At 72.9% G+C, this 22,747-nt stretch carries 20 protein-coding genes; 9 read left to right on the top strand and 11 right to left on the bottom strand.

The features are described from left to right. Positions 1-26 precede the first annotated feature (26 nt). Positions 27-3,785: a hypothetical protein gene (locus tag IMZ35_RS23045; RefSeq protein ID WP_199443258.1), complete on the top strand. Its 3,759-nt coding sequence runs from the start codon at positions 27-29 to the stop codon at positions 3,783-3,785. Between the two features lie 141 nt (positions 3,786-3,926). Continuing rightward, entirely contained in the window at positions 3,927-4,253 is a 327-nt protein-coding gene (locus IMZ35_RS23040) for a hypothetical protein (protein ID WP_199443257.1), read from the top strand. Between the two features lie 90 nt (positions 4,254-4,343). Here IMZ35_RS23040 and IMZ35_RS23035 read toward each other — a convergent pair whose 3' ends face one another. The 6 genes from IMZ35_RS23035 to IMZ35_RS23010 all read right to left on the bottom strand — a co-directional run bounded on the left by IMZ35_RS23035 (position 4,344) and on the right by IMZ35_RS23010 (position 9,463). Then, on the bottom strand, positions 4,344-5,036 hold the full coding sequence (locus tag IMZ35_RS23035) for a hypothetical protein (protein WP_199443256.1): 693 nt from the start codon (positions 5,034-5,036) through the stop codon (positions 4,344-4,346). Next, on the bottom strand, positions 5,029-5,631 hold the full coding sequence (locus IMZ35_RS23030; RefSeq protein WP_199443255.1) for a hypothetical protein: 603 nt from the start codon (positions 5,629-5,631) through the stop codon (positions 5,029-5,031). The genes IMZ35_RS23035 and IMZ35_RS23030 overlap by 8 nt, the downstream gene beginning before the upstream one ends. Positions 5,632-5,770: 139 nt before the next feature. Then, the gene (locus tag IMZ35_RS23025) at positions 5,771-6,949 is read right to left on the bottom strand and encodes an RtcB family protein (RefSeq protein WP_199443254.1); all 1,179 of its coding nucleotides are present in this window, start codon (positions 6,947-6,949) and stop codon (positions 5,771-5,773) included. Between the two features lie 50 nt (positions 6,950-6,999). After that, positions 7,000-7,803 (bottom strand): ABC transporter permease, encoded by an 804-nt coding sequence (locus tag IMZ35_RS23020; RefSeq protein WP_199443253.1) that lies wholly within the window; start codon positions 7,801-7,803, stop codon positions 7,000-7,002. Then, a complete protein-coding gene (locus tag IMZ35_RS23015; RefSeq protein WP_199443252.1) occupies positions 7,800-8,768 on the bottom strand; it encodes an ATP-binding cassette domain-containing protein in 969 nt (322 codons plus the stop codon). Before IMZ35_RS23015 ends, IMZ35_RS23020 begins: the two co-directional genes overlap by 4 nt. 50 nt (positions 8,769-8,818) lie before the next feature. Continuing rightward, entirely contained in the window at positions 8,819-9,463 is a 645-nt protein-coding gene (locus tag IMZ35_RS23010; RefSeq protein WP_199443251.1) for a TetR/AcrR family transcriptional regulator, read from the bottom strand. A 105-nt stretch (positions 9,464-9,568) separates the two neighbouring features. Here IMZ35_RS23010 and IMZ35_RS23005 point away from each other — a divergent pair, with 105 nt between their 5' ends. Continuing rightward, a complete protein-coding gene (locus tag IMZ35_RS23005) occupies positions 9,569-10,915 on the top strand; it encodes a flavin-containing monooxygenase (protein WP_199443250.1) in 1,347 nt (448 codons plus the stop codon). 4 nt (positions 10,916-10,919) lie between these two features. Here IMZ35_RS23005 and IMZ35_RS23000 read toward each other — a convergent pair whose 3' ends face one another. Genes IMZ35_RS23000 through IMZ35_RS31900 form a run of 4 tightly spaced genes read right to left on the bottom strand, consistent with a single transcriptional unit; the run spans position 10,920 to position 15,051 of the window. After that, on the bottom strand, positions 10,920-11,840 hold the full coding sequence (locus IMZ35_RS23000) for an ATP-grasp domain-containing protein (RefSeq protein ID WP_199443249.1): 921 nt from the start codon (positions 11,838-11,840) through the stop codon (positions 10,920-10,922). Between the two features lie 58 nt (positions 11,841-11,898). Continuing rightward, positions 11,899-13,404, bottom strand: coding sequence for an aldehyde dehydrogenase (NADP(+)) (locus tag IMZ35_RS22995; protein ID WP_199443248.1), 1,506 nt, complete (start codon positions 13,402-13,404; stop codon positions 11,899-11,901). Beyond that, positions 13,401-14,225: an NAD-dependent epimerase/dehydratase family protein gene (locus tag IMZ35_RS22990; protein ID WP_199443247.1), complete on the bottom strand. Its 825-nt coding sequence runs from the start codon at positions 14,223-14,225 to the stop codon at positions 13,401-13,403. Before IMZ35_RS22990 ends, IMZ35_RS22995 begins: the two co-directional genes overlap by 4 nt. A 34-nt stretch (positions 14,226-14,259) precedes the next feature. Next, positions 14,260-15,051, bottom strand: a complete 792-nt coding sequence (locus IMZ35_RS31900; RefSeq protein ID WP_307868636.1) for an IclR family transcriptional regulator — start codon at positions 15,049-15,051, stop codon at positions 14,260-14,262. A gap of 395 nt (positions 15,052-15,446) precedes the next feature. Here IMZ35_RS31900 and IMZ35_RS22980 point away from each other — a divergent pair, with 395 nt between their 5' ends. From IMZ35_RS22980 to IMZ35_RS22960, 5 genes are all read left to right on the top strand, one after another. After that, positions 15,447-16,349 carry a 5-dehydro-4-deoxyglucarate dehydratase gene (locus IMZ35_RS22980; RefSeq protein ID WP_199443246.1) on the top strand — a complete coding sequence of 301 codons (903 nt, stop codon included), beginning with the start codon at positions 15,447-15,449 and terminating at the stop codon, positions 16,347-16,349. Next, positions 16,346-17,605 carry a glucarate dehydratase family protein gene (locus IMZ35_RS22975; RefSeq protein ID WP_199443245.1) on the top strand — a complete coding sequence of 420 codons (1,260 nt, stop codon included), beginning with the start codon at positions 16,346-16,348 and terminating at the stop codon, positions 17,603-17,605. The genes IMZ35_RS22980 and IMZ35_RS22975 overlap by 4 nt, the downstream gene beginning before the upstream one ends. Further along, positions 17,602-18,771 carry a hypothetical protein gene (locus tag IMZ35_RS22970; RefSeq protein ID WP_229373031.1) on the top strand — a complete coding sequence of 390 codons (1,170 nt, stop codon included), beginning with the start codon at positions 17,602-17,604 and terminating at the stop codon, positions 18,769-18,771. The genes IMZ35_RS22975 and IMZ35_RS22970 overlap by 4 nt, the downstream gene beginning before the upstream one ends. A 61-nt stretch (positions 18,772-18,832) precedes the next feature. Beyond that, positions 18,833-19,333, top strand: coding sequence for a hypothetical protein (locus IMZ35_RS22965; protein WP_199443243.1), 501 nt, complete (start codon positions 18,833-18,835; stop codon positions 19,331-19,333). A gap of 31 nt (positions 19,334-19,364) precedes the next feature. Next, a complete protein-coding gene (locus tag IMZ35_RS22960) occupies positions 19,365-19,931 on the top strand; it encodes a hypothetical protein (protein WP_199443242.1) in 567 nt (188 codons plus the stop codon). 46 nt (positions 19,932-19,977) lie between these two features. Here the strand turns inward: IMZ35_RS22960 and IMZ35_RS22955 are convergent, their stop codons facing one another. Beyond that, positions 19,978-21,642: a fumarate hydratase gene (locus tag IMZ35_RS22955; protein WP_199443241.1), complete on the bottom strand. Its 1,665-nt coding sequence runs from the start codon at positions 21,640-21,642 to the stop codon at positions 19,978-19,980. 132 nt (positions 21,643-21,774) lie between these two features. On the opposite strand from IMZ35_RS22955, the gene IMZ35_RS22950 reads away from it, so the two are divergent. Further along, positions 21,775-22,743, top strand: a complete 969-nt coding sequence (locus IMZ35_RS22950) for a phosphotransferase family protein (RefSeq protein WP_199443240.1) — start codon at positions 21,775-21,777, stop codon at positions 22,741-22,743. Positions 22,744-22,747: the final 4 nt, after the last annotated feature.

The following is a 22,747-nucleotide window of genomic DNA, read 5'->3' as shown; positions in this document are numbered from 1 at the left end:
GTGGGGGATCACCGGGGGGGCGACACGTGGCACTGGAACCGGGAACGGGACTCGTGGGCCGGGAGGACATCACCGGCCTGATCGAGACGCTGGTCGACCGCAGGACGCGGCAGCCGCTGCCGATCGTCGTCGCGCTCGGGCCCGGCGGCAGCGGCAAGACCGCGCTGCTGGACCACGTGAAGCGGCGCTACGGCGAGGCACCGGTCGCGCGGGTCGACGTCGACCGCGCGGGCTCGCACTCCGTCAGGGACATCCTCGACGTCGTCGTGGGCCAGCTGCGCGCCTACTCGCACCCGCAGTTCGGCCGGATGCAGCTGCCCCGCTGCGAACTCGTCCGGCTGGCCATGACCACGGCGGTCGATCCGGACGAGCAGACCCAGCCGCACCGGCGCGCCCGCGAACTCGTCGCCCAGCGCATGACGAGCCTGCGCGCCGTCACCGAGGCCACCGCCACCGCCGTCGACACCGTCCCCCCGGCGCAGGGCTGGGCGCGGCTGCTGCGTCCGCTGCTGAACCGCCTGCTGGCGCTCGCGGTCGTCGCACCGGCGCCGCTGCGGTTCCTGCTCGCCGGGCCGAGCTTCGCCCGTGCGCTGAGCTGGTACGACCGGGAGGCCGGGCGCGTGCTGTCCGACGGCCTCGGGGGAGGGGTGGACTCGGCCGTCACCACGACGTGGCAGATCGTGCTGAACGGCGAGCGCTGGGGGCTGCGGCAGCTCGACCGGCTGCTGGTCGACGCGTTCCTGGCCGACATCGCCTCCGCCTACCGGTTCCGCCGCCACCGCAGGATGAACTGCGTCCTGCTGGTGGACGGCGCCGACCTGCTCACCGGCGTGGACACGTTCCTGCCACCGCGCCGTCCCGGCACGCGTGCGGACGACGGCGACTTCCTCACCGTGCTCGCCGGGGCGAAGCTCGCCAACCCGCACGTGCCGCTGCTGGTCGTCGCGACCAAGCAGGCCGGACCCGGCCTGCAGACGCAGGTGCCCGCGCCCGACCACGACACCTGGCGCGAGCGGTTCGCGCGCGAGGCCGGTCGGGACGGCCACCACGGGGCGGCCTTCCTGACCGTGCGGCTGGCGCCCTTCCGCATCGAGCACACCCGCCAGTTCCTCGCCGAGTGGAACCGCTCCCGCCACAGCACCGTGGAGACCGAGGCACTGGTCGACGAGGTGCAGGAGGTGACGCACGGCCACCCGCTCGCCGTCCGGCTGGCCGTGCAGCTCGCGGAGCACGCCTTCCAGCGCGACCAGGTCGTGCCGTCCGTGCGCTCGCTGTTCGACGAGCGGCTGCCGCTGGACGAGACCGCGGCGCCGCAGGACGCCACCGTCCGCGAGTACCTGCTCCAGCGGTTCCTCCAGCGCTTCCCCGGCGCGGACGAGAAGCTGACCGAGCGGACGCTGGCCGGGGACGTGTTCCGGCGGCTGGCCGCGCCGCGCCGGCTCGACGCCGCCACGCTGCGGCTGTTCCTCCCGCCGGAGTGGTCGGTGGAGAGCATGCGGGCGCTGCTGGGTGAGCTGAGCTTCGTCGACCGGGTCGTGGAGGACGGCACCGAGCACTTCGTGCTGCACCCCCTGCTGCGCGACCTGCTGGCGCTCCAGCTGCGCGAGGTGCCGGAGAGCGACGAGTTCTCCCACGTGCGCGTGCACGCGGCGCTGCGGGCCAGGTACGAGACGCTGGGCCGCCAGCAGGAGGTCGTGTACCACTCGCTCGCGCTGGGCGAGGTGCACCACGTGGCGAACCTGCTGCGACCGCACGTGGAGGCGGGCGGCACCCGCTGGGTCGCCGACGTGGTGGCCGTCGCACGGGCGCCGCAGCCGCCGGGGCGCGACGCCACGGCCCCGACCGGGCTGCGCGAGGTCGCGCTGCGGGTGCTGCACGGGCGGATCGAGCAGATCTTCAGCCCGGAGACGGCCCGGATCGAGAACGCCGTGCGGGCCACGTGGGGGCTGCGGTCGTGCACCAGCACCGTGCGCCGCACCTCGTCGGTCTACGGCGAGGCGCTGCGCGTCTGGGACGAGCTGGGCGCCGACCACAACGCCGCGCTCGACGCGCAGCTCCAGGTCTACCGCAGGGCGCGGCGGATCGTCGAGGACGGCACACCGGCCGAACCGCCGCCGCCGCTGCCCCCGCACGCGCTGGGAAGCGCGAAGCACGGGTTCCCGGGGGTGTGGCCGCCCCGCGGCGCGATCCGCCGCACCACGGCGGGCGCGGTGGCGGCGCTCCTCGTCGCGTACGGCTCCGTGTTCGCCTGGCACAGCAGCACCCACTGCACGCACTACGGCCTGCTCGACCCCGCTGCGCTCGGCGCGGAGCTGCGCGGCGGTGGTCTCGGTCTGTCCGACGTGGACGGGCAGTGCATCGGCGTGACCGACCGGCCCGGCCACTTCACGCAGGCCGACCCGGCGGCGCGCACCGTCGACGACATCGAGGTCGCGGAGCTCAGCGGGCTCGTCGGCGAGCAGAACCGGCGCGTCGCCGAGGCCGCGGAGAAGGAGGGGCGGCGCTACGTCACCGTCGTCGTGGCCGCGGTGCTCAGCTCGCGCGAGGAGAACCCCCGCCGCGACGTGTCGGCCGGGGTCAACGAGCTGCGCGGCGCGTACCTGGCGCAGCGCGAGTGGAACCAGCTCGACGGCAAGCGCGCCAACCCGCTGCTGCGCCTGCTGCTGGCCAACGTCGGCGGCCGGGCCGACTACGCCCCCGACGCGGCACGGCAGATCCGCGACCTCGCGCGCGCCGACCCCACCGTGATCGCCGTGACCGGCATGGGGCAGAGCAGGGCGAGCACGCTCACCGCCGCCGAGATCCTCGGCCCGGACGGTTCGGGCTGGAGCGGCGTGCCGGTCGTCGCGTCGACCCTGTCCGCCAACGACTTCAGCGGCAAGGCGTACTTCTTCCGCGCCGCGCCGACCAACCGGCGGCAGGGGGAGGTCGCGGTCGACTTCGTCGCGTCGCGGCCGGACCTGCGCGACAAGCGGCCGTTCCTCGTCTACGACGCGGCCGACGAGTACAGCCGGGACCTCCAGGAGAGCGTCCTCGACGCCATCAGGCGCCGGACCGACGGCGTGCTGCTGTCGACGACGAACCAGGCCTACGAGACGGGCGCGGTCGACGTGCGGCAGTCGCTGCTGCGCGTGGTGCGCACCGTGTGCGAGGCCTCCGCCCTGGACGGCTCCGCCCCGTCACCGCTGATCCTCTACACCGGCAGGGCGAGCGAGCTGGCCGTGCTGGTGGCGGAGCTGACGAGGACCGAGTGCGGCGGCTCGCCCGCGGTCCTGGGCGGGGACGACCTGTCGCAGCTGGAGACGGTCGACTACGACGACCTCGACCACATCGCCCGGCTGGTGGACCAGAAGCTGTACTTCACGACCTTCGGCCGGACGCAGGGGACGGGCGGGCCGCGGGTCGCGGCGGCCGAGCAGTTCCTGATCAACTACGACCTGGCGCGCGCCGAGCAGGCCGAGGCGGGTCGGGCGGCGTTCGCCAGCGGTCCCAACGGTCACGTCATGCTCGCCCACGACGCCGTGATGCTCGCCGTGCGAGCCGTGCGGGTGCCGTCGCAGGGCGAGGACCCGGCGCTGCTGCACGACCGCGTGCGGCTGTTCCGCTCGTTGCGGACCTCGTCCTACGACGGCGCGGCGGGACGGATCGTGTTCGCCAGGAGCGCGGAGGACTCGGAGAACGTCGGCGGAGACCCGGTGGACAAGCTCGTGGTGGTGCAGCAGGTCGTGCTCACCGACGACGGCGCCGGACTGCGGTCGAAGTACGTCTCCGAGAGCGGGTACTGAGGCGACCGGACGCGGATGGGAAACTTTTCGGCAACGGACGGACACACCGCCCGTTTGCGAGCGGTGGGGCCGCTGCACGCGAGGTATTTTCAGTGTCGCGGGCCTCGTCGGAGCCCGCCCGCGGCCCTGCGGGGGTGTGTCGTGACGTTCAAGGCGGAGTTCCTGGCGGAACTGCAGGACTGTTTGCGCGGCTGCGGCGCGGTGCCGGTCTGCGAACCGGCGGCGCTGGCGCGCTTCATCGACCACGTCCGGGCGCTGCCGGAGGACGACCTGCGACTGCGCTGTCTCGCGGGTGTCGACCTCGGTTCCGGCTCGTTCTGGAACAACCCCGCGATCTGGTGGGAGCAGGTGCCGCGCTTCGGCGTCACGACCCACGACTGCGACGCGCTGCTCGACCGGATGCTGGACGAGGCCGTCACCGACGAGATCGAGGTCCTGGAGATGGAGATCCGCGAACTTCCCGGCTGAGTGCGGGGTGGTGTTCCCGGGCTGCGGCCCTCACGAGACGGTGCCCCGGAGTTCTGCAGGAGAACGCCGGGGCACCGCGTGCGTCACCGGTCAGACGGCGAGGAGCTTCTGGAAGAAGGCGCGGTACTGGTGCAGCGCCAGCCGCAGGTCCTCGGTCTGCACCTCGTCACCCCTGGACCACTGACCCTCCAGGGAGGACCGGCGGGCGTTGAAGGTGGTGGCGAGGCTCTGCACCACCTCGGCGACGAGTTCGTCCGCCCGCTCGACGGCCTGCCGCGGGTTGTCCACGAAGTCGGTCTGCAACTCGCGCCAGCGGCCCCGGAAGCCCTCGATCTCGTCGTCGCCGAACAGCGCCTCGTCCGGTCCGGAGGCGGCGGGCGCCGTGCGGGTCTCGGTCTCGTCGGTGGAACCGCTGTCCGGCGCGGCGTGGCGCACCGGCTCGGCGGAGCCCGCCGCGTCGTCGTGGTGACCGTCGTGCCGCTGGACGTCGATCTCGGTGGCGGTGTCGGTGTCGGTGAGGCTGTCGTGCCGGGGTGCGCCGTCGACGTCCACGGCGTCGTCGGCGCGCTCGTGCTCGTGCCGGTCGTGTGCGCGGTCGTGCGCCCGGTCGTGCGCGGAGTCGTCGGACCGGTCGCCGGCGATGCCGCCTCCGCCGCCGTGCCGCGGCTGACCGGTGGCGTCCTGGACGGTCTCGTCGGCGCGCCGCTGCGGCGTCGAGTCGGTCAGCAGGTCGCTGGTGGTGAGTGGACGCCGCCCGGCGGAGAAGTCGTCGCGCTCAGACACTGCTCTCTCCCTTCGCGTCGTGCGGCACCGCGTCGCCGTGCCGCGCGGCGCCCTCGGAGGTGGCGCCTGTGTGCAAGAGGTCTTCGAAGAGGGTGCGGTAGTGCACCATGGCGTTCCTCAGGTCCTCCGTCGACGCCTCACCGCGGTCCTGCCGCTGGGAGATGTCGTGCGCGGCCCGGTAGTGCTCCAGGGTGCGGGAGTGCTCGACGGACAGCAGGCTCGCCTGCTTCTCGTAGCCGTCGGTCGGGTACCCGCGCTCGGCCATGAGGTCGGTGACGAGCCGGTCGGCGTCGCCGACGGCTCCGCTGGGGTCGTCGACGAACTTCTCTTGCACCGTGGTCCAGTGCCGGGAGTAGCTGTCGCGCACCTCGGGGGTGAGCGGGCGCAGGTCGAGCTTCGCGTGCTCCTTCTCCCGCTGGGCGAGTTCCTTCTCGGCCGCGGTGCGGTTGTCGCTGCCCTCGACGGTCCGCTCGTACTCGGGGCCGAACGTCGAGCGGAGTCGCTGCCGCTGCCGCGCCTTGCGCAGGAGCACTGCTCCTACCGCGAGCGCGACCAGCACGGCGATCACGATGCCGATGACTGCGCCGGTGGACATCGCAGCCTCCTTGAGCTGGGAGGAGTGGGGACGACGCGGGGATAGCCGTGCGCGGTGCGACGGCAAACCTCCGCCCGGCAGGTTGCTCCGGGTAGCTCAACGCCGCCCGGCGCCCCGCCGGCCGTCCCGGCGTCGCCTCTCACCCCTTGACGCAGATGACCTGCTTCAGCTTCGCGACGACCTCCACCAGGTCGTCCTGGTTCGCGATGACCTCGTCGATGTCCTTGTAGGCGCCGGGGATCTCGTCGACCACACCGGAGTCCTTGCGGCACTCCACCCCCGCGGTCTGCGCCGCGAGGTCGGCGGTGGTGAACGTCTTGCGCGCCTTGTTGCGGGACATGCGCCGCCCGGCGCCGTGCGACGCGGACTCGAAGGAGTCCGGGTTGCCCAGACCGCGCACGATGTAGGAACCGGTGCCCATCGAGCCGGGGATGATGCCCAGCTCCCCGCGTCCGGCGCGGATCGCGCCCTTGCGGGTGACCAGGACGTCCTCGCCGAAGTGGGTCTCCTCGGCCACGTAGTTGTGGTGGCAGGAGATCGGCTCGTCGAACCCGATCTGCCGGAACTCCCCGCGCAGCACGTCGCAGACGAGCCGCAGCATCACCGACCTGTTGCGGCGGGCGTAGTCCTGCGCCCAGTACAGGTCGTGGCGGTACGCGGCCATCTGCGGCGTGCCGGCCAGGAAGACCGCGAGGTCCGGGTCGGGCAGCGCGGAGTTGTGCGCGAGACCGCGGGCGACCTCGATGTGGTGCTGGGCCAGCTCGTTGCCGATGTTGCGCGAACCGGAGTGCAGCATCACCCAGACCCGCTGGCCGGAGTCCAGGCACACCTCCAGGAAGTGGTTGCCGCCGCCCAGCGTGCCCATCTGCCGCACGGCCCGCTCACCGCGTGCCCGCACGGCGGGGGTGAGGTCGTCGAAGCCCTTCCAGAAGCGCTCCCAGTCACCCGCGTCGCGACCGCCGAACGCGGCCTCCCGGTGCTGGCCGAAGCCGACCGGCACGGCGGCCTCGATCTTCGTGCGGAGGCGGTGCAGGTCCTCGGGGAGGTCGTCGGCGGTCAGCGACGTGCGGACCGCGGTCATGCCGCAGCCGATGTCCACCCCGACGGCGGCCGGTGAGACGGCGTCGCGCAGGGCGATGACCGAGCCCACCGTCGCCCCCTTGCCGTAGTGCACGTCGGGCATCACGGCCACGTGCTTCACGGCCCAGGGCAGCGCGGAGATGTTGCGCAGTTGCTGCATCGCCTGCGGCTCCACGTCCTCGGGACGGGTCCACATGCGAATGTCCACGTGCTGTCCGCGGACGGTCGTCGCTGCCATGCCACCAGGCTAGGTCGGCGAACCCGGCACCGCACCGGGATTTCCCGGCGTCAGCGGCTGACGGCCCTGCGGTACTGACGGATCGCCAGCGGCACGAACACCACCAGGAACACCGCGATCCAGAGCAGCGAGGCGAGCACGGAGTGGCGCAGCGGCCACGCGTCCGGCGGCGGCACCGCGGGGTTGGTGTTGCCGAACAGCTCCCGCGCGGCCTGGGTCACCGCCGACACCGGGTTCCACTCGGCGACGGTCTTGAGCACGCCGGGCAGGTTCGCGGTGCCGACGAAGGTGTTCGCGACGAACGTCAGCGGGAAGATCGCGATGAAGCTCGCGTTGTTGAACACCTCGGGGCTGCGCACCACCAGCCCCACGATCGCCATGCCCCAGGAGAACGCGTAGGCGAACAGCAGCAGCAGGCCGAAGCCGGCGAGCGCCTCCCAGACGGACGAGTGGATGCGCCAGCCGACGACGAGGCCGGTCAGCGACATCACGACGATCACCAGCGCGTTGTTCACCAGGTCGCTCGTGGTGCGGCCGACCAGCACGGCCGAGCGCGCCATGGGCAGCGACCTGAACCTGTCGATGACGCCCTTCTGGATGTCCTCGGCGAGCCCGCTGCCGGTGATGGTCGCGCCGAACAGCACGGTCTGGCTGAAGATGCCCGCCATGAGGAACTCGCGGTAGTCGACGCCCGGCACCTCGATCGCGCTGCCGAAGACGTAGGCGAACAGCAGCACGAACATGATCGGCGAGAGCGTCGAGAAGACCAGCAGGTCGGGCACCCGCTTGATCTTGATGAGATTCCGCTTGGCGACCACGGCCCCGTCACCCAGCGCCTGCGCGAACCCGTTCATCCCGCACTCCCCCCGGTCGTGCTCTCCTCGGCCCCGTGGCCGGTGAGGGCCAGGAACACGTCGTCCAGCGTCGGTCTGCGCAGCCCCACGTCCAGCACCTTCACGCCCTCGCCGTCGAGCAGGCGGATCGCCTCGACCAGCACGGGCGCCCCACCGGTCACCGGCACGGTCAGCCGGTGGCCGCGGTCGTCGACGACGATCTCGCCGATGGCGAGCCGGGCCAGTGCCGACCCGGCCGTCGCGACGTCCCTGGCCGAGCCGACCGACAGCTCCAGGCGCTCGCCCCCGACCTGGTCCTTGAGCTGGTCCGCCGTGCCCTCCGCGATGACCCTCCCGCGGTCGATCACGGCGATCTGGTCGGCCAGCCGATCGGCCTCCTCCAGGTACTGCGTGGTCAGCAGCAGCGTCGTGCCCCCGGCCACCAGTTCCGCGATCACGTCCCACATGCCGAGCCGGCTGCGCGGGTCGAGGCCCGTCGTCGGCTCGTCGAGGAACAGCACCGACGGTTCGGCCACCAGCGCGGCGGCCAGGTCGAGCCGGCGCCGCATGCCGCCGGAGTAGCCCTTCGTCGGGCGGTCGGCCGCCTCCACGAGGTCGAAGCGCTCCAGCAGCTCGCGGGAGCGCTCCCGGCTGCGCTTCTTCCCCAGGTGGTACAGCCGGCCGACCATGTCGAGGTTCTCGAACCCCGTCAGGTTCTCGTCGACCGCCGCGTACTGCCCGGACAGGCCGATGCGGCCGCGCAGCGCCGTCGCGTCGGTCACCACGTCGAGCCCGGCGACGGTGGCCCGGCCGGCGTCCTGCTGGAGCAGCGTGGTGAACACGCGCACCGCCGTCGTCTTGCCCGCGCCGTTCGGTCCGAGCAGTCCCGTGATCGTGCCCTCCGGCACCACCAGGTCCAGCCCGTCCAGAGCGACGACGGACCCGTACCGCTTGACCAGCCCCTCCGCCACGATCGCGTCTGCCATGCGCCGATGATGGGCCCGGACACCGACGACAAGCGCGCCGAACACCCGGATCAGGCGGGTTCGACACCGCCCAGAAGGCCCTTCACCAGGCGCTGGACCGCATTCCGACGATCTTCACCCGATGTGGTGCACAGGCCGAACACCGCGTCGAAACCGGGGTCGAACGGGGCCAGGGCCAGGTGCGGGAGCAGCAGCAGGAGCAGGGCCGTCAGCGCCTCCAGGTCGGCGTCCGGCGCGAGCAGCCCCGCGCTCCGCGCTCCGGCCAGCATCGGACGCAGACCGCTGAGGTACTGCTCGTGGGCCGTGTCCCGGACGACGCGGCGCACCTCGGGGTCGATCTCCAGGTTCGTCGCGGCCGTCACGCCGCGCTCCAGCGGGTGCTCGGCGAAGTAGTCGATCCAGGCGAGCAGCGCCTCGACGAGGAACTCCGAGAACGTCTGGCCGGGACGCGGTCCGCGCAGCCACGTCTCCATCTCCGCCCGGACGGTCAGCGACGTCTGCTCGGCCACGTGGGCGAAGAAGTCGAGCTTGCCGGTGAAGTACTGGAAGAGCGATCCCTTCGCGACGCCCGCCTCGCGGGCCACCACGTTGAGACTGCCGGCCGAGTAGCCGTGCCTGCCGAACTCGGTCATGGCCGCGCGCAGCACTCGCTGCCTGCGCTCTGCCGAGAGGTTGTCCCACGTGCTTGTCGGCACTGCCGCGTCCTCCTGGGCCGTTCGGGTGATCGTCTCTTGACAGGATCGCCCGTGGCTGACGATCCTGCGAATGACCACCTGGTCACATCATGCGGGGAGATCGACGTGGATCGAGTGTGCGTCATCGGGGCCGGGTCGTCCGGCATCGCCGCCTGCCAGGTCCTGCACGCGCGCGGCGTGCCGTTCGACTGCTTCGAGACGGGGTCGAGCGTCGGGGGCAACTGGCGCTACCTCAACGACAACGGCATGTCCGCCGCGTACCGCTCCCTGCACATCAACACCTCCAGGGAGATCATGGAGTACCGGTCGTTCCCCATGCCGAAGGACCTGCCGTCCTACCCCAGCCACTTCCAGATCGCCCGCTACTTCGACGACTTCGTCGCCCACCACGGCTTCGCCGGGCACATCCGGTTCCGCACCGAGGTCGTGCGCGTACGTCCCCTCGACGGCGGCGGGTACCGGGTCACCGCCCGCAACCGCGACAGCGGCGAGGAGAGCGTCCGCGACTACCGGGCCGTGCTCGTCGCCAACGGCCACCACTGGGACCCCCGCTGGCCGGAACCGGCCTTCCCCGGAGCCGACGCGTTCACCGGTCAGCAGGTGCACGCGCACTCCTACCGGACGCCGGAGCCGTACGCCGGCAAGCGCGTGCTGGTGCTGGGCATCGGCAACTCCGCGTGCGACATCGCGGTGGAGACCTCGCGGGTGTCGGCGCGGACGTTCCTGGCGATGCGCCGGGGAGCTCACGTGCTGCCCAAGTACCTGTTCGGCACGCCGACCGACCACCTGACCACGTCCTGGCTCGCGCGGCGGACGCCGCTGTGGGCGCACCGGCTCACGCTGGGCCTGATGCTGCGCCTGGCCCGCGGCCGGGTGTCGGACTACGGCCTGCCCGAGCCGGACCACCCCGTCATGTCCGCCCACCCGACGATCTCCGACGACCTGCTGACCCGGCTCGGCCACGGCGACATCACCGTGAAGCCCGTGGTGGCCCGCTTCGACGGGGGCGTGGTGCACTTCGCCGACGGGACCGCGGAGGAGATCGACGCCGTCGTCTACTGCACGGGCTACCGGATCTCGCTGCCGTTCCTCGACGAGGACACCACGCCCGTGCGCGACGACGAGGTGTCGCTGTACCGGCGCGTGGTCGACCCGCGGCACCCCGGCCTGTACTTCCTCGGCCTGATCCAGCCGCTGGGAGCGATCATGCCGCTGGCGGAGGCGCAGGCCGAGTGGGTGGCCGACCTCCTCCAGGGCAGGGCCGCGTTGCCGCCGCGCGCGGAGATGCTCGCGGAGATCCGCCGCTACCGCGCGTCGCTGGCCCGCCGCTACGTGGCGTCGAAGCGCCACACGATCCAGGTCGACTACCTCGCCTACCTGCGGGAGGTGGCGGCCGAGCGCGCGCGGGGCGCGGCACGGGCGGGCGCCGCCGTCGCGGAGCCCGCCCGGTGAGCCGTCAGGACGAGGCGAGCAGGTGCTGGACCGCCCGCACGAACGCCGCGGTGAACGTCTCGCGGGTGCGGTCGTCCAGGGCGTCCAGCGACAGGTAGGGGTTCAGGTCCTCCAGCTCCACCAGCAGCAGCTCGTCGGAGTCCGTGCGGCACGCGTCGACCCGCTGGACGCCGTGCTCCACCGAGTTCCACTCCACGAACCGGCGGGCGAAGGCCATGTCCGCCTCGTCGGGCTCGTACCAGTCCATCTCCCAGCGGCGCTCCGGGTGCGGGGCGTACAGCGCGTACTGGAACTCCTGGCCGACGAAGTAGAACGACACCTCGTAGCGGAAGTCCACCTTCGGCTGCACCAGCACGTCGCCGAGGTCCGCGCTCGCGAGCGCGGCCCGGTCGACGAACCGGATGCCCTCCGAGTCGGCGCCGAACCGCGGCTTCACCACGTACTCCGCCACCTGCGGCAGCCGGTCCAGGTCACCGGCGCGGTCGGCCGTCGGGATGACGGGGTAGCCCTCGGCGCTCAGGTCGGCCAGGTACTGCTTGCCGTTCATGTCCCCCCGGCCCTTGAGCGAGTTGAACACCCGCGTCCCGGTCCGCAGGGCGTGCTCGCGGAACGCCTCCCACTCGGCCCGGTGACGTGCGACCGGGCCGCTGTTGCGCACCACGACCACGTCGAACCCGTCGGCCAGCGCCAGCGCGTCGCGCGGGTGCGCCAGGGCGACGGTGAAGTCCTCCCGCAGCCTGGAGGACAGGAAGATGTCTTCGTCGCAGTACCTGCGCCCGCGCGCCTCGTAGGCGAGATCGGTGACGTACAGGACGGTCGGCTTGGCGGACAGGGGAGGTCTCCTCGGGGTGGGGACTGCGGAGCAGCGCGTCCGGAGTTCGTCCGGCCGCGCCTCGTCGAGGATGACAGGCGTGACGCCGCACACGACGCGCGCACCCGGTTGTGACGTCCGGCCGGGCGCGCGCCTCCGCCGCTCCCGTCGCTCAGGCCGTGCCGAGCACACCGTCCCGGCGCCGCGGCACGCCCAGCGGGTTGGCGTCGCGCAGTTCCGCGGGCAGCAGGTCCTCCGGCCACGACTGGTAGGTCACCGGGGCCAGCCACCGGCGGATCGACGTCGCGCCCACCGACGTGTGCAGCGGGTTCGTCGTCGACGGCCAGGGTCCGCCGTGGTGCGTGCCCCACGCCACGGCCACGCCCGTCGGCCAGCCGTTGAAGATCAGCCGGCCCGCCACGTGCCGCAGCACCTCGGCCACCCGTCCGGCGACCGCGTGCTCGCCGGGGGAGGAGTGCACGGTCGCGGTCAGCGAACCGGGCAGCGTCGGCAGCACCGCGAGCAGCTCGTCCACCTCGGTGTAGGTCACCACGATCGCGGCCGGGCCGAAGTGCTCCTCGGTCAGCTTCTCCGTGTTCTCCGCGAAGACCCCGATCGGCACGGAGAACAGGCGCGGCTCCACGCCGTAGCCGCCCTCGGGCTTCGAGCCCGTCGCCGCGGGAGTCACCAGGCCGCTCGCCGCCAGTTCGTCCACACCGGACCGGTAGGCCCCGCTCATCCGCTCGTTGAGCATCGGCCCGCCCGCCGCGCCGCTCACGGCCGCCGCCAGGGGCTCCAGCAGCGACGCGGGCGCGAACAGCAGCCCCGGACTGGTGCAGAACTGCCCGACGCCCAGCACCAGTGACCCGGCGAACCCGGTGGCGACCTCGTCGGGGGTGTGCGCGGCGGCTCCGGGGAGCACGACGGTCGGGTTCACGCTGCCCAGCTCGCCGTAGAACGGGATCGGGTCGGGCCGGGAGTTCGCGAGGTCGAACAGCGCCCGGCCGCCGGCGGTGGAGCCGGTGAAGCCCACCGCGCGCACGGCGGGGTGCCGCACCAGCGCCACACCGGCCTCCGTGCCGTGCACGACGCCGAACAGGCCCTCCGGCGCACCGGCCGCGCGCAGGGCCGCCGTGACGACGCGGCCCGTCTCGCGCGACGTGCCGGGGTGCGACGGGTGCGCCTTCACCACGACCGGGCACCCCGCGGCGAGCGCGGACGCGGTGTCCCCGCCCGCGACGGAGAACGCGAACGGGAAGTTGCTCGCGGAGAACACCGCGACGGTCCCCAGTGGACGCAGGACGCGACGCAGGTCGGGGCGAGGCGGGACGGTGTCCGGATTCGGCGAGTCGATCGTCGCCTCGGCGAAGCTGCCCTCGCGCAGCACCTCGCCGAACAGCCGGAGCTGGTCGGTGGTGCGCTTCAGCTCGGTCGTCAGGCGCGGCACGCCGAGCGCGGTCTCGCCGTCGGCCGTCGCGACCAGCAGCTCCGACTCGGCGTCCAGCGCGTCGGCGACCTGCTCCAGCACCGCGGCGCGCTCGGCGGCCGATCGGGCCGACCACGCCTCGAACGCGGCGGCGGCCGCGCTGGCGACGGCGTCCACCCCGCTGTCCGACGTGGACTCGACGGGCTCGCCGACCGGCTTCCCGGTCCGGGGGTCGTACCCCTGCTCGCTCACGCTCCCGCCTCCTGCACGGCGGTGTCGAAGTCGGGACCGCACCACACGCCGCCGAGGTAGCGGGCCGCCGGGGAGTCGGCCGGCAGCGGGCCCCCCTCCGCCAGCACCTTCTCCGCGAAGACCTCCGAGTCGTCCTCCGAGCGGTAGCCCAGCGCCTCGGCCTCGGTCAGCGAGAACCAGCGGCGGGTGTTGTCCGACACCCCCCACACCACCCGGAAACCGGGGGACGGAGCGGACAGGCACGCCTCGAACAGCCGCGCGCCGTCGTCGGGGGACAGCCAGGTGGAGAGCATCCGCTCGTCGCGCGGCTCGGCGAAGCACGACCCGATCCGCACCGCGATCACGTCGAGGCCGTAGCGGCTGTGGTACAGGCTGCCCAGGGCCTCCAGCGCCACCTTGCTGACGCCGTAGTAGGTGTCCGGCTTCGGGAAGAGGTAGTCGCCCGCCTCGCCGTCGGCGCGCTCCGCGAAGCCCACGGCGTGGTTGGAGCTGGCCAGCACCACCCGCCGCACACCCCGGCGGCGGGCCGCCTCCAGCACGCTGTGCGTGCCGTCGACGTTGACCTCCAGGATCTCCGCCCACGGCCGTTCCAGGCTGTGCCCGCCGAGGTGGATCACCGCGTCCACGTCCTCGCACGCCCGCTCCATCGCGGCTCGGTCGGTCACGGACGCCCGGACCAGCTCGACGTTCTCGCCCTCGGCGGCTTCCGGCAGCGGGGCGACGTCGAGCAGGCGCAGGACGCGGCCGGGGGCGGCGAGACGGGACCGCATCAGCGTGCCCACCCCTCCGGCCGCACCGGTGATCAGGATGCGTTCGGTCACGGGTCGGACTCCTCCTCAGGACTGCGGGAACGGGTCAGCGGCCGAACTGGCGCAGCAGTTCGGTGATGGCGCGGGCGGCGTCGAGCAGTGCCGCGACGACCTGGCGCTCGTGCTCGGGATCGAGCCGACCCATCGGCACCGAGCAGCTCATGGCGTCGATCACGGGGTTGCGGTAGGGCAGCGCCACGGCGAAGCAGCCCAGGCCGGGCGTGTTCTCCTCGCGCTCGTGGGCGTAGCCGACGGCGCGGAATCCGGCGAGCTGCTCGTGCAGCGCGGCGCGGTCGGTGACGGTGTTGGACGTGAGGGCGGTGAGGTGGTCCGGCAGCAGCGACTCGACCTCGGAGCGGGTGCGCGTGGCGAGCAGCGCCTTGCCCAGCGACGTGGAGTGCGCCGGGAGCCTGCGGCCCACCCTGGAGACGACGCGCAGGTGGTGCTCGGACTCGCGGCTCGCGAGGTAGACGACGTCGGGGCCGTCGAGCCGGGCCAGGTGCACGGTCTCGTTGACGTCCTGGCGCACCTGCTCCATCACGCGGATGGCCGCGCGCACCACGGGGTCGTGGTCGAGGTAGGACGTGCCGACGAGCAGGGCGCGCACGCCGATGCCGTAGGTGCCCCGTTCGGGGTCGACCTCCACCCAGCCGCGTCCCACGAGGGTCTGCAACAGCATGTAGAGGCTCGACTTGGGGTAGGCCAGCTCGCGGTGCAGCTCGGTGAGCGTGAGCCGGCGGTCCGACGAGGACAGCACCTCCAGCAGCTCGACCGTGCGGTCAGCCGACTTCACCGCCGCGGGACGGGTCGGTGCGGCCACCGGGACGACGTCGGTCACGGGGTCCTCCTCACGAAGCGCTCCGGCACGCGCTCTTGACACACAGTGTGTTGATTCTTACAGTCCGAAGTGAGCGTTCACAAGTACGACCCGATTTCACAAGTGTGAATTCACGCGGAGTGAGATCGCTGGAACGGCCGTGGCCCCGCGGTGTTCGGGGGCCGCGCGAAGACGTGGGGTCGACGGCCAGTGGCGGCGGTGCCGTCGACTTCCACACCCCGTGGGGCGGCGCCACCAGGTGCCGCCCCACGGGAACCTCCCGCTCCGCACGGGGACAGCGCGGGAGGTCATCCGCGGCGGCCAGCTCCGCGGCGGTGACGCTCGGTACGGATCACTCCGGTGCGATCCACCCGGTGCGGTGCGGGGTGGATCGCTGGTCGACGACGAGGTCAGGTATGCGACTCGATGGTGTCCTGTTCTTCCCGGTGACTCCCTTCACCCCCACGGGCACCGTGGCGGAGGACGTGCTCGCCGAGCACGTCAAGCACGGCGTCTCGGCCGGAGCGGGCGGCGTGTTCGTCGCCTGCGGCACCGGTGAGTTCCACGCCCTCGACGTCGACGAGTTCAGCCGGGCCGTGACCGCGGCGGTGGAGGCCACCGCGGGGCGCGTGCCCGTCTTCGCCGGTGCGGGCGGTCCCGTGCCGACCGCGAAGCGCTGCGCCCGCGCCGCCGCGGACGCCGGTGCCGACGGCCTGCTGCTGCTCCCGCCCTACCTCGTGGCCGGACCTCCCCGCGGCCTCGTCCGCTACGTCACCGAGGTCGCCGGGGCCACGGAGCTGCCGCTGATCGTCTACCAGCGCAACAACGCGGTGTTCACGCCGGAGACCGCCGTCGAGGTGGCCTCGCTGCCGACCGTGGTCGGTTTCAAGGACGGGCTCGGCGACGTCGACCTCCTCCAGCGCATCGTGCTCGCCGTCCGCTCGCGCGTGCAGCGGCCGATCCAGTTCTTCAACGGCCTGCCGACCGCCGAGCTGACCGTGCCCGCCTACCGGGGCATCGGCGTCGACCTGTACTCCTCCGCCGTCTTCTGCTTCGCCCCCGACATCTCCCTCGGCTTCTACGACGCCGTGCAGCGCGGGGACTCCGACCTCGTCCAGAGCCTGCTCACCAGCTTCTACCGACCGCTGGTGGAGCTGCGCGACCGCGTTCCCGGCTACGCCGTGGCCCTGGTCAAGGGCGCCGTGCGGCGCGGCGGGCTCGACGTCGGCGGTGTCCGGCCGCCACTGGTCGACCCGACCGAGGAGCACCTCGACGAGCTGGAGCGCATCACCGCGGCCGGGCGGGCCCTGCTCGCATGAAGATCACCGGCATCACGATCACGCCCGTGGCGTTCCGCGATCCGCCGCTGCTCAACTCCGTCGGCGTCCACCAGCCGTGGGCGCTGCGCACGATCGTCGAGGTGCACACCGACGAGGGGATCTCCGGCCTCGGCGAGACCTACGGCGACCGGGGCCACCTCGCCCGCACCCGTGCCGTCGCACCCGCGCTGATCGGCGCGGACGTGCACGACACGAACCTGGTGCGCCGGCGCGTCGCCGAGGTGCTGGGCGGCGAACGGGGCACCGACCGGCACGCCCTCACCGGGCAGCTCACCACGTCCGGCACCGTGGACCGGGTCTTCTCCACGTTCGAGGTGGCGTTCCTCGACGTCCGCGGCCGGGCGCTCGGCCGCCCCGTCTCCGACCTGCTCGGCGGCGCGGTCCGCGACGCCGTCCCCTACAGCGCCTACCTCTTCTACAAGTGGGCCGGGCACCCCGGCGGGGAACCGGACGAGTGGGGCGCGGCCCTCGCGCCGGAGGAGATCGTCGCGCAGGCCGAGGCGATGATCGAGCGCGACGGCTTCCGCTCGATCAAGCTCAAGGGCGGCGTGTTCCCGCCGGAGCAGGAGGTCGAGGCGATCCGCGCGCTGCGCGAGGCGTTCCCCGACCACCCGCTGCGGCTTGACCCCAACGCCGTGTGGAGCCCGGAGACGTCGCTGCGGGTCGCCGAGGAGCTCGACGGCGTCCTGGAGTACCTGGAGGACCCGACGCAGGGCGTCGACGGCATGGCCGAGGTGGCGGCGAGGGCACCGATGCCGCTCGCCACGAACATGTGCGTGATCGACTTCGAGCACCTCCCGCGCGCCGTCGAGCGCAACGCCGTGCAGGTGCTCCTGGCCGACCACCACTACTGGGGCGGGCTGGAGCGGTCGCGGCACCTCGCCACGATCTGCGACACCTTCGGCATCGGGCTGTCCATGCACTCCAACTCCCACCTCGGGATCAGCCTCGCGGCGATGACCCACCTCGCCGCCGCCACCCCGAACCTCGACCACGCCTGCGACACCCACCACCCGTGGAACCGGCGCGACGACGTCGTGCAGCCCGGCGCGCTGTCCTTCGTGGACGGTGCGGTGCCCGTGCCGACGGCGCCGGGACTGGGGGTGGAGCTGGACCGCGACGCGCTGGCCCGGCTCGCCGAGAACTACCGGACGTGCGGCGTCGCGCAGCGCGACGACACCGGCTACATGCGCAGCGTCGACCCGACCTACGAGAGGAAGAACCCCAGGTGGTGACCACGAAGTCCATCGCCCACGCCTATCCGTGGGACCTCGTGGGCGATCCCGCGGCCGCGGAGCGGATCGCCGGGCTCGGTGTGGACGCGGTGGCCCTGGCCGCCTCGTACCACACGGTCCGCGCCGCGACCCCGCTGCACCCGAGGCACCGCCTGGTCGACGCGCGGCACGCCGCGCTGTACCTGCCGGTGCGCGAGGAGGTGTGGCGCGGCAGAGGGCTCGTCCCGGCCGGACCGTCCTGGGTGGACGGTGCCGACCCCTACGGCGCGGCCTCCGCGGCACTGCGCGCGGCCGGGCTCCCCGTGCACGCCTGGACCGTGCTGACCCACAGCAGCCGACTGGGCGACCAGCGGCCGGACCTGACCGTGCGGACCGCCTTCGGCGACCGCTACCCGTACGCGCTGTGCACGTCGGCCCCCGACGTCGTCGAGTACGCGCACACCCTCGTGTCCGAGGTCGTGGAGCTGGGCGCGCCCGACGGGGTGGTGCTGGAGGCGTGCGGTCCGCTCGGGTTCTTCCACGGCGGCCACCACGAGAAGACCGACGGCACCGACTGGACGCCGGTGCAGCAGGCGCTGCTGTCGCTGTGCTTCTGCGCGGCCTGCCGGGACCGCTGCACCGCGGCCGGGATCGACGTCGAGGAACTGGGCGGACGCGTGCGCGCCGCCGTCGACACCGGGGCAGCCGGCGTGGAGGAGGCGCTGGGCGCCGACCTCGCGGCGCGCGTGTCGCAGATCCGCACCGGTGCCGTGCGCGACCTGCGGACACTGCTGGTCGGACGCGTCCGCGAACTCGCCCCCGGCACGCGCGTCGCCCTGCACGCCACCGCCGATCCGTGGGCCACCGGTCCCTTCGCCACCGTCGCGCCCGCCGTGGACGCGGACGTCGACGTGCTCGTCGCGTCCTGCTGGCCAGGACCGGAGGTGAGCGTGCCCGCCATCAGGGCACTGCGGGCGCTCGCCGCACGGGACACCGTCGTCGCGGGCTACCTGCTCGCGCTGCCCCCGCGCCCGGCCGACGGCGAGGAACTGCTGAAGGAGGCCCTGCACTACGTCGAGGCGGGAGCGACCGAGTTCCACCTCTACCACGCGGGCCTGGCCTCGCAACGCCGCCTGGACGCGCTGCGGCTGCTCGTCGCCGGGCTGCGGGAGCACCTCGACGGGTAGCGGTCGACGTCGTCCGGCGGTGCGGTGCAACCCACCGCACCTCCGGTTCCGTCCTCTCCCCATGAGACGACGCATCGGAACCGTGATCGGCGCAGGTGTCCTGTTCTTCGTGGCCACCGCCTGCGCCAGCACCCAGCAGGTCGGGGCGGGCTCCGCCGGGGGTGACACCATCACCACGTCGGCGAGCGCGTCGTCGAGCGCGCCCGTCGAGAGCGAGCCCCTCCCGCCGCAGGACCAGCCGGTCCCCGACGGCGGCACGCCCGTGCCGGCGGAGCGGGTCGACGCGCAGGCGCTCGCCGAGGGCGTCCCCCGGACCGTGTGGACGGAGGGCGACGGCACGGTCGTCGGCCTCGTCGGCCAGGAGGGCGGCTGCAGCAGCGTGCGCGCCGAGATCACCGCTCAGACCGCGGAGCGGGTCGGCGTCGAACTCGTCGAGACGCTGCCGCTGGACGACAAGAGGATGTGCACGATGGACCTGCGCTACCCGCCGCTGTCGGTGACGCTCGACGCGCCGCTGGCGCAGCGCGCGGTCGTCCTGACCTCCCGTCAGGAGCAGAAGTAGCCGACGCGGCACGTGCGGGAGGATGGTGAGCATGAGCAGAGTCGCTGTGGTGGCCGCACTGGCCGTGGGCCTGTGCGCCCTGACCGGGTGCGGAGGGGACGAGCGGCCGGGAGCGGCCGGGGCGTCCCCGACGTCGACGACCCCGTCGGCCTCGTCGGCGTCGAGCGGAGCGTCCGCGACGGCGGGCACCTCCGCGCCGGCCGATCCGTCGGCGCGGGAGCCCGGTTCGACGGCGGGATCGCAGGCGCCGCGGCCCCCGGCGTCCGGCGCACCGCCGGTGGAGGTCCCGCCGGACGCGAAGGACGTGCCGCGGGAGCGGGTCGACACCGGTGCGCTGCCCGACGGCGCCGTGCAGCGCGTCGTCACCGCGCGGGACGACCGGTCGGTGACCGTCGTCGCGACGACCGGCGCCTGCGACGACGCCACCTCCGAGCTGACCGCCGAGTCGGCTCAGGTCGTGCAGGTCACGCTGGTCACGTGGAGCACGCTGCCCGCTGACGGCGTGTGCACCGCGCAGGCCGTGGAGCGGTCGTTCACCCAGCAGCTGGCAGCGCCGCTGGGCGACCGCCGGCTGGTGGTCGAGATGCGCGAGGAGTGAGCTCCGCCGCGGCCGCACCCGAGCGGTGCGGCCGCGGCGGGAACGCTCACCTGCGGAACGAGATCTGCAGCGTCGGCGCCGAGGTCTCGGAGAAGAAGTCCTGCCCCTTGTCGTCGACCACGACGAACGCGGGGAAGTCCTCCACCTCGATCTTCCACACCGCTTCCATGCCCAGCTCGGCGTACTCCAGCACGTCGACCTTGCGGATGCAGTCCTGCGCGAGCCGCGCGGCCGGGCCGCCGATGGAGCCCAGGTAGAAACCGCCGTGCGCCGCGCACGCGTCGGTCACCTGCTGGGAGCGGTTGCCCTTGGCGAGCATCACCAGGGAGCCCCCCGCCGCCTGGAACTGCTCGACGTAGGAGTCCATCCGCCCCGCGGTGGTCGGGCCGAACGAGCCGGAGGCGTACCCGTCCGGCGTCTTCGCCGGACCCGCGTAGTACACCGGGTGGTCCTTCAGGTACTGCGGCATCGGCTCGCCCGCGTCCAGCCGCTCCTTGATCTTGGCGTGCGCGATGTCGCGCGCCACGACCAGCGGGCCGGTCAGCGACACCCGCGTCTTGACGGGCAGCCGCGACAGCGTCGCGCGGATCTCGTCCATGGGCAGCGTCAGGTCGATCTTCACGACCTCGTCAGACAGGTCCTCGTCCCGCACGTCCGGCAGGAAGCGCGCCGGGTCCCGCTCCAGCTGCTCCAGGAACACGCCGTCCGCGGTGATCTTCGCCTTCGCCTGGCGGTCCGCCGAGCAGGAGACCGCGATGCCCACCGGGCAGGACGCGCCGTGCCGCGGCAGGCGGATCACCCGCACGTCGTGGCAGAAGTACTTGCCGCCGAACTGGGCGCCGATGCCGAACTGGCGGGTCAGCTCCAGCACCTGCTGCTCCAGGTCCAGGTCGCGGAACCCGTGGCCCTTCGCGGAGCCCTCCGTCGGCAGGCCGTCGAGGTAGCGCGCCGAGGCGAGCTTCGCGACCTTGAGGTTCTGCTCGGCCGACAGACCGCCCACGACGACAGCCAGGTGGTACGGCGGGCACGCCGCCGTACCGAGAGCGCGCAGCTTCTCGTCCAGGAACTTCGCCAGGCGCGCGGGGTTCAGCAGCGCCTTGGTCTCCTGGAACAGGAACGTCTTGTTGGCGCTGCCGCCGCCCTTGGCCATGAACAGGAAGTCGTAGGACGGGTCGGCGCCGGGGGCCGCGTCCTGGTGGAACAGGTCGATCTGCGCCGGCAGGTTGGTGCCGGTGTTCTTCTCGTCCCAGAAGGTCGTCGGAGACATCTGCGAGTAGCGCAGGTTCAGCTCCTGGTACGCCTCGAACACGCCGCGAGACAGGGCCTCGGCGTCCGAGCCGCCGGTCAGGACGGTCTCGGTGCGCTTGCCCGTGATGATCGCCGTGCCGGTGTCCTGGCACATCGGCAGGACACCCCCGGCGGAGATGCAGGCGTTGCGCAGCAGGTCCATCGCGACGAAGCGGTCGTTGCCGCTGGCCTCGGGATCGTCGACGATCGCGCGGAGCTGGGCGAGGTGCGACGAGCGCAGCAGGTGCTGGACGTCGCGCACGGCCTCCTTGGCGAGGAGCGTCAGCGTGGCGGGCTCCACCTCCAGGAAGCGCCGACCGGCCGCCTCGACGACGCGGACGCCGTCGGAGGTCACGAGGCGGTACTCGGTGTGGGCGTCCTCCGCCAGGGGGAGGACGTCGGTGTACTCAAATGTGGCGGGCACGTCGCGGGCTCCCTTGCGCGCGTTCGGGTTCCCAGGACCGTATACCGACAACGCGGCCCGATCTTGCGCGACCGCGTGTGATTCGCGTCCAACACGGCGTGGTGGGACGGACGCGGGAGGAGGAGTTGCCGGGTGGACATCAGGAGCAAGAGGCGACTGGACCAGGAGGAGCTCCGCGCCGTGGCGCGGCGTGCGCTCGGACGCGAGCTGGTGGGGGCGGAGGAGTTGACCGGGGGCATGTTCAACGCCTCCTACCTGCTCACCACCGACGACGGGACGCGGACCGTGCTCAAGGTGGGACCGCCTCCCGACGTGCCGCTGATGCGCTACGAGGGTGGCCTGATGGACACCGAGACGCGGATCTACCGGGTGCTGCGCGACGCGGACGGCGTGCCCGTGCCCTCGGTGCTGCACGCGGAGGACGGCCTGCTGCTGCTGACGGCGCTGCGCGGGACGCCGTGGTGGGACGCGCGCGAGCGGCTCACCGACGAGCACCGCGCGCTGCTGCGCCGCGACCTCGGCGGCGTCCTGGCCTCGCTGCACCGCGTGCGCGGCGAGTTCTTCGGCTACCCGCGGCGGGAGACGGGCCTGTGCGCCTCCACGTGGCGCGAGGCGTTCACGGGCATGGTCGACGCTCTGCTGGAGGACGCGCGGCGCTTCGGGGTGGCCCTGGAGCCCGGTGTGGACGACGTCCTGGCCCGGCACGCGGACGTGCTGGACGAGGTGACCGAACCGGCGCTGGTGCACTTCGACCTGTGGGAGGGCAACGTCTTCCTCGACCTGTCGGGCGACCGGCCGCGCATCGAGGCGGTGATCGACCACGAGCGGGCGTTCTGGGGCGACCCGCTGGCCGACCTGATCGCCGCCACGATGTTCCGCGAGCTGGACGAGGAGTTGGTGGCCGGGTACCGGGACGCCGGGGGAGAGCTGGAGCTGACCGCGGCGGCGCGCACCAGGATGCACCTGTACCGGGTCTACCTGTACTCGATCCTGATCGTGGAGGGCGTGCCGCGCGGGTACTCCGGCGACGAGCACGACGCGTCCGTCCGGTTCTACCGGGAACAGCTCACCGGAGAACTGGCGGCGCTGGCGGACGGCTGAGGGG

Origin of the sequence: Umezawaea beigongshangensis (assembly GCF_016464305.1) — a bacterium.
Lineage (GTDB): Bacteria > Actinomycetota > Actinomycetes > Mycobacteriales > Pseudonocardiaceae > Umezawaea_A > Umezawaea_A beigongshangensis.
The sequence above is the reverse complement of the archived record's forward strand: the minus strand, read 5'-3'. Positions and strand labels throughout refer to the sequence as shown.